We start from the raw sequence: 15,345 nt of genomic DNA on the forward strand, positions 1-15,345 counted from the left end.
GCGAGGTCTCCCCATGAGCGAAACCCACGAACCCACCCCCCCGCCCGCCACCCCGACGCCCTGGGAGCGGGAAACCCTGGAAAAAGTCCTGATGGCCTCCATCGCCGAGCAACGCCGGGCGCGGCTGTGGGGCATCTTCTTCAAATCGCTGCTGATGGTCTATCTGGCCGTGATCCTGTGGCTGGGCGCCCAACCCCTGATGGACCTGCGCGGCGGTGGCGACGGCAAGGGCCATACGGCGGTGGTCGACGTGGTCGGCACCATCGCGCCGGGCCAACCCGCCAGCGCCGACACCATCATCCAGGGCCTCCGGGCCGCCGCCGAGGACGCCAACACCCAAGGCATCGTGCTGCGCATGAACACGCCGGGCGGCAGCCCCGTGCAATCGGCCTATGTCTACGACGAAATCCGCCGCCTGAAACGCCTGAAACCCGGTATCCCGATCTACGCCGTGGTGGCCGATATGTGCGCCTCGGGCGGCTATTACATCGCCTCCGCCGCCGACAAGATTTTCGTCAACAACGCCAGCGTGGTGGGTTCCATCGGTGTCATCATGGGCGGTTTCGGCTTCGTCGACGCCATGGGCAGGCTGGGCGTGGAGCGCCGGGTGATGACCGCCGGGGCGCACAAGGCCATCCTCGATCCGTTCTCGCCGGTCGATGAAATCGCCAAGACCCATATGCAATCGGTGCTGGACACCGTCCACCGCCAATTCATCGACGCCGTGAAGCAAGGCCGGGGCGACCGGCTCAAGGAAACCCCGGACATGTTCTCGGGACTGGTCTGGACCGGGGCGGACGGCATCAAGCTCGGCTTGGCGGACGAGGTCGGCGACCTCCGCCATGTGGCCGAGGATGTCATCGGCGCGAAGAAGACCGTCAATTTCACCCCCGACCAGAACTTCCTGGACCGCATCGGCCACCGTTTCGGCACCGCCGTGGGCTCGTTCCTGTGGAACGCCCTCGACAGCGCCGCCCCACAAGCCCGTTTGCAATAGGAGTCCGCGCCATGGCCCAGACCGAACCGGCGTTCGAGATCGTCGAGGAAACCCCGGTCTACCGGGGCTTCTTCCAGCTGACCCGGCTCAAGCTCCGCCACACCCTCTACCAGGGCGGCTGGACCGGGGTTTTGGAGCGGGAATTGTTCCACCGGGGCCGCGCCGTGGCGGTGATCCCCTACGATCCGGTGGCCGACCGGGTGGTCCTGGTCGAGCAATTCCGGGTCGGCGCCCTGGGCGTCAAGGAAAACCCCTGGCTGTTGGAAATCGTGGCCGGGGCCATCGAGGCGGGCGAAAGCCCGGAGCAAGTCGCCCACCGCGAATGCGCCGAGGAAGCGGGCTGCGCCGTGCGCGAATTGATCCGTATCGGCGAATTCTTCCCGACGCCGGGCGGCTGTTCCGAGCGCATCACCCTGTTCTGCGGCCTCGTCGACAGCGCGGGTTTGGGCGGACTGCACGGGCTGGCGGAGGAACACGAGGACATCCTGGCCAGCGTGGTGGATTTCGCGGAAGCCCTGGCCTGGGTCGAACAAGGCCGCATCGACTCGGCGGTGCCCATCATCGGCCTGCAATGGCTGGCCTTGAACCGGGAGCGGCTGCGGGCCGCCTCCTGATCCGCCAGTCTTGGCACCCCATATTTGCGTCATTTCAAACATATATTGCGCGATATAACCCACCCGGAACGCCGCCCCCGCCCTACCCATTTGATTCGCAAACGTCCCGCCCGGATGGCTCGGAATGTGCTGTCGCCCTTTTCCATGCCGATCTCCCACCCTTCCGAGCCAGCCATGATAACTACACGCCGTTTGATTGCATCGATTTTCGCCGCCGCCCTCGGCGCGACCGCCCAGGCCGCCACCGAAGGCCCGGTGCCGAGTTGCCCGGCCACGGCCCTGGGCCAATCCCACACCCTGGACCCGGCCCAACTCAAGGGCAAGGTCGGCTATATCGATTTCTGGGCCTCGTGGTGCGGACCCTGCGCCCAGTCCTTCCCGTTCATGAACGAACTGCACCGGGAATTCCAGGCCCAGGGCTTGGAAATCATCGCCCTGAACCTGGACGAGGAGGCCCAGGACGCCCAGGACTTCCTTAAGAAGTATCCGGCCAGCTTCCCCATCGCCTCCGACCCCCAGGGCAAATGCCCGCAGAAATTCGACGTGAAGGCCATGCCCACCAGTTTCCTGGTGGATAGGCAGGGCAAGATCCGCCATGTGCATATGGGCTTCCGCGACGGCGACAAGGCCGCGATCAAACAGCAAGTGCAAGCGCTCTTGAACGAGCGCTAGGCGGAATCCCGATGAACTCCACACTACCGGCCCTCGCCCTGCTCCCCGCCCTGCTCTGCTCGGGCTGCGCCCTGCCCAAGGTCGCGCCCTGGGAGCGCGGCACCCTCGCCAAACCGCAAATGGCCCTGGACCCGGACGGCCTGGACGCGGCCCTGAAACGGCATACCGCCGCCTCCAAGGAAGCCGCCTCGGGCGGCTACGGCGTCGGAGGGGGTGGCTGTGGCTGCAACTAAAACCGGCCCGGCGCGGCTCGCCGCCTTCACCGCCGCCGCCCTGGCCCTGCCGGGGATGGTGCCCAGGGTCCAGGCCGAAGGCTTGGACCCGGAGATCGACACGGCTTTTTCCCGCTACGAGGAAAGCGATGGCCGGATGCGGGTGGATGTCTACCAGGCGGTGGCGGCCTCGCCGGTGGGCGACCGCTGGAACATCAAGGCCAACGGCGTCAAGGATGTGGTTTCGGGGGCGTCGCCGGTCGCCTATGGGCTCAGCCGCGGCCAGCCGGTGCAAATCCGCTCCCGCGCCTCGATCCGCGACGTGCGCGACGAGGTCGACCTCGGGGCCAGCTACGCCTTCGACCAAGGCACGCTGTCCGTGGACGTGGGCCGTTCCAGCGAGAACGACTACACCTCCGACTTCTTCAACCTCGATGGCCGCTGGGACATCAACGACAAACTCACCACCCTGGCGGCGGGCTTCGGTTTCGCCTCGGACCAGGTCTGGGCCGTCACCAACGCCGGCAAGGGCCAGCACCAACGGATACCGGGCTCGGGCGGCGACAAATCCACCTTCCAAAGCCTGCTGGGCATCACCCAAGTCCTCGACAAGAATTCGCTGCTCCAGGCCAACCTGACCTATACCCACGGCGAGGGCTATCTGGCCGACCCCTACAAATACGCCCTGGTGGTCGATCCCAGCCCCGCCGTCGTCTGCGACCCGGAATACGCCTACACCCTGAGTTGCTATACCCTGGATTCGCGCCCTTCGAACCGCGACCAATTCAACCTGCTGCTGCGCTATGTCCGCGACTTCCCGGAACTCAACGCCGCCGCCCTGCACTTCGATTACCGCTTCTACGCCGACACCTGGGATATTTCCGCCCACACCTTCGAGGCGGCCTGGCACCAACCGGTCTACGCGGGCTGGGTCCTGGTGCCGCATGTGCGCTATTACTCGCAATCGGCGGCGGAGTTCTACCAACCCTATTTCCAGACGGCGCGCAGCGACGGGCACTACTCCACCGACTACCGCATGGCCGATTTCGGCGCGGTGGGCGGCGGGGCGCAATTGCACAAGGAATTCCTCGACCGGCTGCGGGTGGCGGCGGCGGTGGATTTCTACAAGCGGGAACAGGGGATGGGGATGCAGCAAGGTCCGGGCACGGCGCTGGACAATTTCACCTATTCGGTGTTCACGGTCAGCCTGAACCTGAAGTTCTGAGGGAAGCGCGGCCCAGGCCCGTTGGGGCCGCGCCGATCAAGTCCGCAACAGGGTCAAACCGGCGTCGGCGGGCGGCGCGAAGCCGGGAAACACCGTGGCCAGCTGGGCCGGGGCCAGCCCGAGGTGTTGGCGCAGCACCGCGTCCAGCACGGCGCGGAAATCGGTGGTCACGGCCAGGTCCCGCGCCTCGTACAGGTCCTCGTCGTCCAGGCCCGGCCAGCGCCCCCACACCTTCCCGCCATCGACCCGCCCGCCCAGCAACCACATCACGTTGCCGTGGCCGTGGTCCGTGCCCTGGCTGCCGTTCTCGCGCACCGTGCGCCCGAACTCGGACATCAGCGCCACCACGGTCTGCGGATAGCTATTCCCCAGGCCCTCGACCAAGCGGGCCAGGCCCTCGCCCAAGGCACCCAGCTTCTTCGCCATCGGCCCGGCGACCCCGCCCTGGTTGACATGGGTATCCCAGCCGCCCACCGACAGGAAGGCCAAGCGGATTTCGGGATCGGCGTGGATCAAGCGCCCCAATTCCAGGGCGCTGCCCGCGAAATTCCGGGCCGGTACCGCCCCGCCATCGGCGGCGGCCATCTCCTTGGCGAAATCCTCCTGGATCCGCCGCCGCGCCGCCGCGCCCTCGCGATAGGCCTGGGCCAAGGCCACATCGCCCGCGTACAATCGCTCGAACACATCCTGGCCGGAATCCCCGCCCGCCGCCTTGGGGGTCGCCGACCCCAGCGCCACCGTCGCCACCGGCCGGCCTCCCCGCAGTATCCTGGGCAGGGCGATATCCGCGTTCACCGCCTTGACCGGGGAAATCCGGTCCGGCAAGGCACCGATGAGCCGGTTCATCCAGCCATCCTGGGTCTTTTTATTGCCGGGCTCGCCGCCCTCCATGTAATCCTGGGCATCGAAATGGGAACGGGTCGGATCGGGCGAACCCGAGGCGTGGACGAAAGCCAGGGTCTTGTCCTTCCAAAACGGCAACACGGCCTCCAGCGCCGGATGCAAACCGAAGCGCCCATCCAGATCGAACGCCCCGCCCTCGCGTCCAGGGGCCGGGATCGCAAGCGTGGGCCGCCCCCGGTAATAGGCCGGGTCGCGGTAGGGCACAACCACGTTCAAGCCATCGATGGCACCGCGCAGGAAAATCACCACCAGCCGCCGGGGTTCCGTGCCGGGAGGCACCGCGGCCCGGACCCAAGCCACCGGCAAGGCCAACGCGGCCGCGCCACCCACCAAACCCGCCAGGAATTCGCGCCGTCGCATCGCCAACCCTCAATATCTCAGGAACTCGGGACTCGCCAACACCAAGGCGAGGCGGTCCGCAGGAGGCGCGGCATCGAGCGCCGCCAAGGTTGGCGGCCCGAAAAAGCCGCCCAGGGCCGACCGCAGCCTATCCACGTCCGGTGCCGCCTTCATTTCCCTAGGACTCATGCTGCGGGTCAGGTTGACGGCAAAATCGATCCTACGCATCAGGGCGTCGGGATTCAGCCAAGCCTCTTGGGTCAGATGATAACCATCCGGCGTCGGACAGCCATACAAAGGCATCCCCCATTGCTGCAACAGGCCCGCCAGCGTCTCGGGATCGCTCACGGTAATATCCAGCAGCCTCAGGCAAGACACCAAATATCGGAACGGGGTTTTGAATTTGACGCCATAATAACGCCCATCCCAGAATTCCTCGCTGGCGAACAAGGTCGTCAAAATAGCCCGGATATCGCCATCGGTTTCTTGGAAACGCCGGGCCAATTTCTCCACCAAGGCGGCGGGCGGATTATCCGCCACGAACAACTGGGCGAGTTTATAGGAAATATGCCGAGCGGTGGATGGATGCCCGGCCAGGAAAGCCAGGGTTTCCTCGATTTCCTGCCGGTCCTTCCCGGCCACGGGCCGACCGAGCAATACTTTCCCACCGGTATCATGCCTTTCCGGATCGAAGAAAAACACCGACGGCCCATCCTCCCTGCCCAGATTCTTCAGCCCCCAACCCGTTAAAATCCGGGCCAATTCGCGCACATCCTGTTGCCCATACCCGCCGTCCACGCCCAAGGTGTGCAATTCCAAAAGCTCGCGGGCATAGTTTTCATTGATTCCCCTGGATTTGCCGGCCGCGGTGGGGTTCCTGGGAGCCACATTCCGCCAATTATCCAGGTAGAACAACATAGCGGGATGCCGCGCCGTAGCGGAGAGCATGTCGCGGAATTTCCCGAACACGAAAGGCCGGATGGCATCCCGTTCATAGGCGCCCACCCAAACACGGACCGGCCCTTTCTCGAGGAAAACATTGAAATGGTTGAACCAGAAATCCACCAGGATTTCCTGTAGCTGGCGGGGACTCTGCACCGCCCGGAGCAATCGCGCGGAAGCCGCTTCGACCGTGGGTAGACGGGTGAGCCTGCGTAGGCGGCGCTGTTCCTCGCCCTGGAATAGCGTGGCTTTACGTTTGATCGGTGGACCGTATTCACGGAACAGCTCCGTGGTTTGCAGGCGCAAAGTCCCCAAAGAAGATAAGCCGGCCTGGAGCGAAGGTGGCTCGGGCAGGGTTTCCGGATTCAACTGGTTATGGATGAACGCTTCGAAACCCTGACGGCGCACGGAATCCATCTCGGCCAGGGAAAAACCGAGGCCCAACCGGCGGAGCGAGTGTAAAGGCTTATCCATGGTTGATGGCAATCGATATTTTTAAGTAACACTTCAAAAGAGCAGCGTTATAGAGGCTTGAGAAAATCCAGGCATCATAAAATTGATGCGGGCTTTCATGTTCAGAAAACACAAGGGATTAACAAAATACGAAAGCCCACTTCAAAAGATGAAATGGGCTTTAGCCTCTAGATCAGGTGCGCCTCACCCTTTAATCCGGCCCCAAGAGCCAGGATTTCCGGTCATATTGACCATGCATATGGACGGAACACGACAAATATTTTCAACCCGCCAGCCCTGTCAAAACCAACCATTCCGCCGCTGATTAGGACTCTGTTTGAATGGCATCGGCTTCGCCGGGTGCACCCAGTTTGCGAGGCTTAAATGAAACCCTTTTTCCAACCGTAGTTTGACCATCGACCTCGCGCTGAAATTGCTTAATGTGGAATCGACCGAAACCACCTATTGTAACAACCCCTTCTTCAGCATCATCTATTTTTTTGGCGATTTCAAAAAGCGCTTCCCGCACAACTTTCACGAGCTTTTTATCCGTAATACCTGAAACAGCCCCTGGGTTCGCCACTTTAATTGCTTCAACCAATTCGTCAATTTTCATACAATTCACCATAGTTATACTAGAATAGGAAATACAACCCAAATAAAACCATTTATTTTATTCTTTATTACACCCTAAAAGCACCCCTCGAATTATAAAAAAATTTATCCACCCAAAACCCTATCGACTATTTAAAGAAATGAGGAGACTCGCTAAGTTTTGTCAGACGAGGGTCAATATCATAACCAAACATAGAAATACTTTCTTGAGTGAAATATTTTTCGATAGCATCAATAAAAAAATCTTCGCATACTACTTTTTTTATATCATACTTTTTTCGATAATCATTCATTGTATTCCCATCCTTTTTAGCAGATTCATTTATCATCTGAAGAAGTGGAAAATCTTCCGATATAATACTCCTTACTCTATCTAAATATTTATCAGGCGAATTAATAAGCGACTCGTACTGGATATGAATAAAATGCTCCGCATAGTCGGACAACTCAACGTAACCATTAATTTTATCTCTATATAATTCCAATACGCTATCAAAAATAGTTTTATCAACCCAATCCCTAGCACACGAGACCCAAGGCATTTCCAAAAAATCCTCAAATCCTATTTTTTTTATTTTCACACCAGTAAGATTATGATAACAATTTTTATAAAATGATTTAACCCAAAAATATGGGTGTTTAGTAATTACAATAAATAATGTTTTTTTAAATCTATTCTTATCATGAAGGAGAATACTTTTATTTGGCCTGCAATGCTTCCAACCCAAGCACTCATATCTATCATAATGAACCGCATCATCATAAATCCTTTCCCGAATTAATTTTTTAATATTTTCATCAACAGCCCCAGCTTTAGGTAAATATTTAGATTTCAAATCAGCAAAACGCTTAAGATAAGGTTCGCTATCATTTTTAAATCCTCTCATTATAAAAGAAGATGGTAATTCTTGTATCACACCTTGATTCTTAAAAATTTCAGAAATCAAGTTGGTGCCAGTATTTCTTTCTCCATAAATTTTTAAAAACTTAATTTTACGCATATCTATACATCTATTTTAAAAATAAATATTTTCTAGCAAGGTAGCGTTCAAAAAACTACCATATAAAGACAAAATAATCCATTTTTGGACCCACCACTCACCAAAGGAAGCGCAATCATTATTAAACCCCCCCAGTTTTTTCCAAGCTATTTATGCCCATAAAAAGTATTGCAATCAGACTAATCCGAAATCAGATTTAAGAGCCTTGTCCCAATACCTGGTATTATTCCATCAATAGTATATGCAACATCATTAAATGTAGCGATAATAGCTTTTTTCTCATAAAACTCTTGTTTCCGCTTAAAAAGAGAAGTTCTCTCAGGAAAATAGCTTTCACAAACCAACTTATTAGATTCCATGCATTTTTTATCAACCGCTTCAATCAACTCCAAATCCCAATAGATCCCGCAAACCAGAGAGGGATTAACTGCAGCAGCTTTACCCAACACCTCATAAAGCTTTCGACCACTAATTATAGACTCAAAGCCCACCATATTAAGTCGTCGCTTAAACTCCAATAAGATACCACCAATACTAGGATTTCGCTCCTCAACATCAAAAGCAAATCTGCTTTTTTCCAATCCTAGTACTGAGATAAAATCCGCCCTCACATCAGCATCAACAAGCTCTTTTCGATCATATATCCGAACTAGTATATGACTTTTAGGAAAAGCGCTTTTCCATGACTTTAAAAAACTAAAATAATCATAAAAAAAACGTTTCTCATATTCATCAATAGTTAAAGTAATTTTTTGATTCTGTACGGCTTGTGCATATGATGATATAAGATATTCGAATTGCTCACGAATATATACTACAATAGTCACAGCAGGCCCAAACAGACTTTCAACTATATTTGGCTTTATCCCCTGAAAAGCCTCACTGCTCAATAAAATCTTTGATGCCCCATCAATTTCTTTCAATAGCAACTTATATTCCTTATCTAAGACCATCCACTCTTCATCAGAACACTTCCGCTGATAACTATTCTTAAAATACTCTGCGAGCGAATGATGCGCAACCTTCGGTGTTCGCATGGATTTAGGATACAAATACCCTAAATTAGCCAAAATATTTTCATTTCTCACAAGAAAATGCTGCAATGACGAAGTGCCACTTTTATGGCGACCAATGTGCATTATAATTTCCCGCATTTTTATTTCCCCATTAGTATTCAGAACAAACCATATCAAGATAAATCAATCAATTTAACTTACGGTCATTCCAAATTGCTGTTGCAGCATCATATAAAATCAAATCGTTACCATTTTCCTGCTCTATTCGTGAATAAAGCTCATCTCCTAACTGTTCACGCAATATAATTAATTTCTGTTCCAGAGTAACATCTGAGCTGCTTGTAGCATTATCGCGCACTGATTCGCATTTAAAGCCAGGGAAGTCAGTTTTAAGCCAAGATTCCAATCGCAATATAGACTCATCAAATTGCTCTACCAACCCGAAGAAAGGAAGTTCCGCAAGCGCTTTAAGCGCTCTAGTCAACTCAGGCAATAGCCGCTTTTCAGGACTGTTAAACCATGCCGCTAAACGCATTGTTTGATAATTCTTAAATAAACGATCATGATCTAAACGCCATTCTACATAGGCCCGCAAGCCAAGCTGTTTAGCTTGGTTAGGTCCAGGACCATCTTTTTCTTGTCGCCGTTCAAAATTATATACCGAAGAAATACGATCTAAAGGATGTCTTAAAAATAAAACCGGATATATATTTGTACCATCAATTTCCGGAGAGCTAATATCAGCCACATGAGAAGATATCGCTATAACTTCCGTTCGAGATTTAATTAATGCAGAAAGCGCCTCAGGAGAGGCATTGCTACCATTTCCCTCCCATTTAATCCAAGCTGTCCGTCCAAAATTTTTATCTAGTATCCTATCAACAGATGACCCTGCATTTTTATATATATGATAATGCACAATAACTTTCCGATTACCTCTTAAATCTGGTTGAATTTTACTTTGAGCATCATTAGAACTTTTTTCATTTTTTTGTTTTTTCAACTCATCAGCACTCTTATTGTCATCAACTTTTTCAATCCTACCCTCCAAAAAAAACTCATAAATACCCTTTATTTTAGAATACCTTGGCTGTTCCAATCTTTTTTTATAGTCATTTACTTTCTTATTATAAAGCCCAAAATTAACCACATCGACGGCTCTGGATATTTCTTCTTCACTGGGAAATATTTCAAGCCATGATGCTAACTTACGAAGTTGACCCTCTTTATCATCTAGCACTTCTTTATAATTTATAATATAGAATTTTTTATTATTATCACCGAGCGTCTTAAGCAAGTTCTCATAGTATACCTGCCAAAGCTGTATGCCAAAATTTTCCGTGAGCTGATGTCGATGGCTAAGAGATTGGGCAACTTCAAACGGGTTTCTAACACATACCAAATACTTCCCCGACGGAACCAACTCACACCAAAACGGTAAAGTTAAACATAACCTAGGGTCTTTAATAGCCCAAGGCGCATGGCTATCTAGCATATCTAGTAACTCACGAGTTGAGCCGACTAGCTTTTGATATGAAGGAATGGTATCAATCCTATTCCAAAACTTCTCGTTAAGCGGCCTGGGCCAATCCCAACTTGCATGTGCCAAGCTAAGTAATTGGTTGTTAATACCTACCACATCAAGACGCTCACAGAAACCTTCTGGATTTGAAGGCTTTGGAGGTAGCATATCCTTTGCTTCCCCTAAATAATAGCCTAGTGCACTCAATATACGCGCCACCATGGACGTTCCTGAACGATGCATGCCCAGAATAAAAATACTCATTTATTTTCCTTTAATCTTTGCAGAATAAATTTTAGAGAATAGCCCAAGAGAATATTCGTATAAACGCAAGTCCAACTGATTACGCATTACCAAAGATGTGTAACTTGTCTCATCCAAAAGCCCTCTAATATATGAGACTTTATCACAAATAGTCAGCTCTTTATCTTGCAACATGTTTTCATGATATTCATTAAAAATAAGATCAGGAAAATCCGCAAAAAGCACTTTTTTAAATAACTTTAAAGATTCAGCATAACAATCAACAATACCAAAATACCCAACTTGAGCAATAAACTGGCGGGCACTTTTTAAAGCTTCTTCATCTTTTCTCAGTCCTTCAGATAGGAAGGCCGATGTGTTGCAATAATCTTGATTAGCAAGATGAAAAGTTTGGAAATCTTCGATTGCATTTTTTCTAAAAAACTGAAACTTCTCCGCAACATAATCAGAAAACTTCCCAATTGGGATGCCATTTCCTTGTTGCTTTTGCCACTCAAACAAATAAGCCGAATAAGCCCGATCAATAGGATGACGTAAAACTATTATTGGAAAAACTTTTAAAAATTTCGATGATGGCAGCGGAGGAACCACTTGATGAGAAGAGAAGGCAACTACATCAGGGTGATCCAATATAAACGCCTCCATCTCAAAAGCCGATATCTTTTCTCCACTTTCAGACTTGTCGTAGTTCAGCCAACAGTTACCATATGACTGCTCTAACATGCGGTCTACAGAAGTACCAGCATTTTTGAAAATATGATAATGAAGAATAACTTTACGTTTAGCCACGACAATCCGTACCTGTCCATAACCAAAACTCTAAACCAAGGGCTGCATCAGCATACCCACAAAACCTATTCAACAATTCCCGATCAACTCAAAAACCATCTATCATGGAGCCTTCTAGGATCAAAAATAGATTATCACTTGCGATACCAAAGATTTAAACTCACATGAGTTTAAGCCATCCATGGCTAAAATTCCCTAGCATCAAGTCAATTACTGCTCGGCAAAAATGCCTACTTGCGCCAAAGCTTCCCCCATTAATACCCTAGCCTGTTCGAAACTATACTCAAAAGAAGCAAACTTACGAGCTGCTTCAGAGCACGCATGCCATTTCGCTTCGTCTTCGTACAACTCAGCGATAGCATCTACCCACGCTTCGGATTTAGCCACTATGCGTGCTTCCAAACCGTCCCGCAAACCAATCCCCTCGGCAGCGACTGGGGAAATTACGCTAGGTACTCCATAAGCCAAGGCTCCAACTACCTTACCTTTTAATCCAGCTCCAGTTTTGAGCGGGGCGACAAAAACACGGCAAGTATTATATACCTCCGCAACATCCTCTACCCACCCCTCGACTATAACATCATCCGCCTTCAAAACGTCAAAACTTTTAGGGGGATTGCTTCCATAAATCCGAAAACATACGCCCGGTAAGCGCTTACGAAGCAAAGGCATAACCTCATGCACGAAAGTCTCCACCGCCTCTACATTCGGTGGGTGACCATAACCGCCTAAGAAAGCAATATCGCTGCGATGACCGAACTCAGGGATATTCTCTGGCACATCAACTACCCATGGGCATTTCGCGACTTGAGAAGAATCCAAGTTATGTGAAAGTATGACTGCATGTTCGACTTCATTATAAGAGAGGGTCAAGTCCACTTGCCTCATAACGGCCAACTCGGCATCCCGGGTTCTGAGCGCCTGCGACATGATATTCTGATCATGGTTCGCGATAGCAAGGCGCAGTTCACGTAAGAAGTGCAAATCCGCGTTATTAAATGCTATCCGTGCCGCAGGGGCATACTCCCTGATTGATTCAATATATTTTTCAGCAACCGTATAGCGCGTAATATATACCAAATCAAACTCCCGTCCCCTAGCCTTCAAAAGCTCTAGCGGCGAGGTTGCAAACGGCGCATAGACACACTCTACCCCCATCCGTTGCAACTCTTCGGTATATCTCCCTAAATAAGCCATATTTTCAGGAATAAACGTGAGCTTGCAGCCAAAGGATTGCAGCAGACGCATTTCCTGAATCGCTGCGTAGCTACCCGCATCTTTATCCGGGGTCGGCGTAGTAGCATCAATCACTAAAACCCGATACCGAACATTCCTATCCTTGTTCAGTTCGACATCAACTCCCACCACACCATTGTAATAACAAGCGGGTACATGACGCTTCTTAAACTTTGGGCGGTTAATTTCTTGGTATCGCTTCATTCCCGAACTAGTGCTGGTCCCGCTACTCACCCCTTCATAGTGAATGATTTCACAAAACGGCGTATAAACGGTACGCAATCCCTTGGCTCGCACGCGGAATGCTAAGTCCGTGTCCTCGAAGTAAGCTGGTGCAAACATTATATCAAAGCCGCCTAACTCATCCCATAACGGCTTCGGTAACATAATACAAGCACCCGAGAGGTAATCTACATCGCGTACATAGTTATAACGGGGATCATATGGGTTAGCCCCCCTTCCGTAATTCCATGGATCGCCAGTATTCCAAACAATCCCACCTGCCTCTTGCAAGGTGCCATTCGGGTATACCAGCTTAGCGCCAACCATACCAACCCGCTGCTGATCATGGAATATCGATAACATCTCATCCAGCCAACGGGCACCTACCTCGGTATCATTATTCAACATTACAATATAATGCCCACGCGCAACCGATCCGCCGCGATTGGAACTCCGAACAAACCCCTGTGCCGACTCATTACGTAATAAAGTTATTCCAGAGACCAAATTATTGATAGTTAGAGTCTCATCTTGAGAACCGTCATCGACAACAATCACTTCAAAGCTGACTTTATTAGGAGAAAGAATCAGCGAAGCAAGGCAGTTATAAGTTACCTCAAACTTATTATGAACCGGTATAACAATGGATACATCAGGGTTATCTATCTTAGGGAATGCCAAGGAAGGAAGATATCTTGCTCCCTTAGGAGTTTGCATAACCGCATGCAAAACATGTTCATGGGCGTCATAAATCTGGCCCAAACGTCTCCTCAGGGCCGGCTCAATGGACTCATCCTGACCAAGCAAGGAAAATTGATAGCGCAAAGATTCATAACGTTTTGCCGCGTTCGTAGCAATAAGCTGTCCCCGCAAATGGCCACCGCCGTATTTAAGTAAAGCGTCCTCCGGGGTTAATATATAAGGTAATGCTTGGACACATTCGCCCAGAATGTCATCGTTTTCATCCTTAACGATGAAATGATGGACCCTACTATCAAAAAGACGTGAAGGCAGTGGAATATTGAAACGTGCCGCATCCGGATCCTCCATGGGTTGGTCAGCGCGGCCTTGAGCGACTATATCCCTGCCCTCCCAAACACTAATATCTGCTCCAAAAACCGATGGATACTCCCTAGCAAGCCATCCCGTGAGCGATGCTCCATGGACACCATCTATCCATGAACGCAGCGTCATATCCAATTCATATTCCAATGCGCCGGGGCTAAGCTCTGATCCTGTAAGGGATTCCTTGATCACAATAGTATGAATCTTGCCATCCCTACATTCCGGTGGCAATTCGAAAGAAAATCCATGGTCACCTTTTCCGACCTGAACTTCGACTAAATCCGGCCTTTCCTGATTAGCAGACCCAAGCCCCATTAAAGTCCCATCGACCCATAGTTCAACTGGAACGTGCTGGTCAGGCCCATTCTTATTCCACACCCATCCATATGCCATACCACCTCGGACCATATCCACATTCCCCTCAATCAATGGAGGCTCTGGGGTAGGAACCGAATCCTCCTTAGCAAGAGGACTTGATAATCCGCCATGTGGCATGGCAGTTTGCGCCTGGATAGACGGATCGATAGTTTCGGTACCAGGCAAAACACCTTGGAATCCAGCGGACTCCGATTCTAGCAGAATCGTCAAATCCGACGCGGCAGCCACCTCAATACCTCCAGCCGCATCAACAATACCAGATAACTCATCGGTGTCAGTGCCAGCCTTTTCCAAATTAGTGGCACTCGGCAATTCGGTGGCATCTGTGCCAACTCCAGTGGAAACAGATAAGTTGGTGCCTAAATCATCAGTTGATTTAATTATATTGGGCATGTTTTTTTCAAGCGCATCTTGCTTGGATGTCGTAGATATTTCACGTTGGGCCATGTTACGAAAATCCAGCTTATAAGTAGATGGGCCGACAAAAGTATCGGTATCCGCGATACGTACGGCCACCTCAACCTTTTCGGATGAAATAATTTGAACAAGCTCCGGATACTCAGCAAGGTGTGCATCCAGGCTTTCGGCAATATTCAAGGAAAACCCATATGGTTGGTCCACCCCAGTTTGCTGCACAATATCAGGGCGCAACTGGTCAACATCGAAACCCACAATAACTTGTCCATTAATCAACAACTCCAATCGAAGTTGCTCATCGGGAGATTTATTATTGACAACCCAACCCGATAAATATTCTTCATTGATCTTGTCAATATTTCCGGAATATTTTTTATTTCGGCTTTTGGGGTTGTTCGCAGCAAACTTTAACTCGCTCAAGCAGTCCTCCTACAAACTAAATAATTAAAAAGCCAAGATAGCG

At 50.9% G+C, this 15,345-nt stretch carries 13 protein-coding genes; 5 read left to right on the top strand and 8 right to left on the bottom strand.

Annotation, left to right across the window (positions count from 1 at the left end; all coding sequences use genetic code 11):
• The first annotated feature begins 13 nt into the window (after positions 1-13).
• The 5 genes from K5658_RS15265 (at position 14) to K5658_RS15285 (ending at position 3,720) form a co-directional block, all read left to right on the top strand.
• Positions 14-997, top strand: a complete 984-nt coding sequence (locus tag K5658_RS15265) for a S49 family peptidase (RefSeq protein WP_221063967.1) — start codon at positions 14-16, stop codon at positions 995-997.
• Positions 998-1,008: 11 nt separating this feature from the next.
• Positions 1,009-1,611 (top strand): NUDIX domain-containing protein, encoded by a 603-nt coding sequence (locus tag K5658_RS15270; RefSeq protein ID WP_221063968.1) that lies wholly within the window; start codon positions 1,009-1,011, stop codon positions 1,609-1,611.
• Positions 1,612-1,785: 174 nt separating this feature from the next.
• Positions 1,786-2,283 (top strand): TlpA disulfide reductase family protein, encoded by a 498-nt coding sequence (locus tag K5658_RS15275; protein ID WP_221063969.1) that lies wholly within the window; start codon positions 1,786-1,788, stop codon positions 2,281-2,283.
• A gap of 11 nt (positions 2,284-2,294) precedes the next feature.
• Entirely contained in the window at positions 2,295-2,516 is a 222-nt protein-coding gene (locus tag K5658_RS15280; RefSeq protein ID WP_221063970.1) for a DUF4266 domain-containing protein, read from the top strand.
• Positions 2,503-3,720, top strand: coding sequence for a DUF3570 domain-containing protein (locus K5658_RS15285; protein WP_246628456.1), 1,218 nt, complete (start codon positions 2,503-2,505; stop codon positions 3,718-3,720). The genes K5658_RS15280 and K5658_RS15285 overlap by 14 nt, the downstream gene beginning before the upstream one ends.
• A 36-nt stretch (positions 3,721-3,756) precedes the next feature.
• On the opposite strand, the gene K5658_RS15290 is transcribed toward K5658_RS15285, so the two are convergent.
• The 8 genes from K5658_RS15290 to K5658_RS15325 all read right to left on the bottom strand — a co-directional run bounded on the left by K5658_RS15290 (position 3,757) and on the right by K5658_RS15325 (position 15,302).
• Positions 3,757-4,983: a DUF1501 domain-containing protein gene (locus K5658_RS15290; RefSeq protein WP_221063971.1), complete on the bottom strand. Its 1,227-nt coding sequence runs from the start codon at positions 4,981-4,983 to the stop codon at positions 3,757-3,759.
• Between the two features lie 9 nt (positions 4,984-4,992).
• A complete protein-coding gene (locus tag K5658_RS15295; protein WP_221063972.1) occupies positions 4,993-6,378 on the bottom strand; it encodes a DUF1800 domain-containing protein in 1,386 nt (461 codons plus the stop codon).
• A 304-nt stretch (positions 6,379-6,682) separates the two neighbouring features.
• Positions 6,683-6,973, bottom strand: a complete 291-nt coding sequence (locus K5658_RS15300; RefSeq protein ID WP_221063973.1) for a hypothetical protein — start codon at positions 6,971-6,973, stop codon at positions 6,683-6,685.
• Positions 6,974-7,100: 127 nt separating this feature from the next.
• The gene (locus tag K5658_RS15305; RefSeq protein ID WP_221063974.1) at positions 7,101-7,973 is read right to left on the bottom strand and encodes a hypothetical protein; all 873 of its coding nucleotides are present in this window, start codon (positions 7,971-7,973) and stop codon (positions 7,101-7,103) included.
• A 179-nt stretch (positions 7,974-8,152) separates the two neighbouring features.
• Positions 8,153-9,127: a hypothetical protein gene (locus tag K5658_RS15310; protein WP_221063975.1), complete on the bottom strand. Its 975-nt coding sequence runs from the start codon at positions 9,125-9,127 to the stop codon at positions 8,153-8,155.
• A 49-nt stretch (positions 9,128-9,176) separates the two neighbouring features.
• Positions 9,177-10,775, bottom strand: a complete 1,599-nt coding sequence (locus K5658_RS15315) for a sulfotransferase family protein (protein ID WP_221063976.1) — start codon at positions 10,773-10,775, stop codon at positions 9,177-9,179.
• Positions 10,776-11,564, bottom strand: a complete 789-nt coding sequence (locus tag K5658_RS15320) for a sulfotransferase family 2 domain-containing protein (RefSeq protein WP_221063977.1) — start codon at positions 11,562-11,564, stop codon at positions 10,776-10,778.
• 210 nt (positions 11,565-11,774) lie between these two features.
• Entirely contained in the window at positions 11,775-15,302 is a 3,528-nt protein-coding gene (locus K5658_RS15325) for a glycosyltransferase (RefSeq protein WP_221063978.1), read from the bottom strand.
• Positions 15,303-15,345 lie beyond the last annotated feature (43 nt).

Source organism: Methylomagnum ishizawai (genome assembly GCF_019670005.1).
Taxonomy (GTDB): domain Bacteria; phylum Pseudomonadota; class Gammaproteobacteria; order Methylococcales; family Methylococcaceae; genus Methylomagnum; species Methylomagnum ishizawai.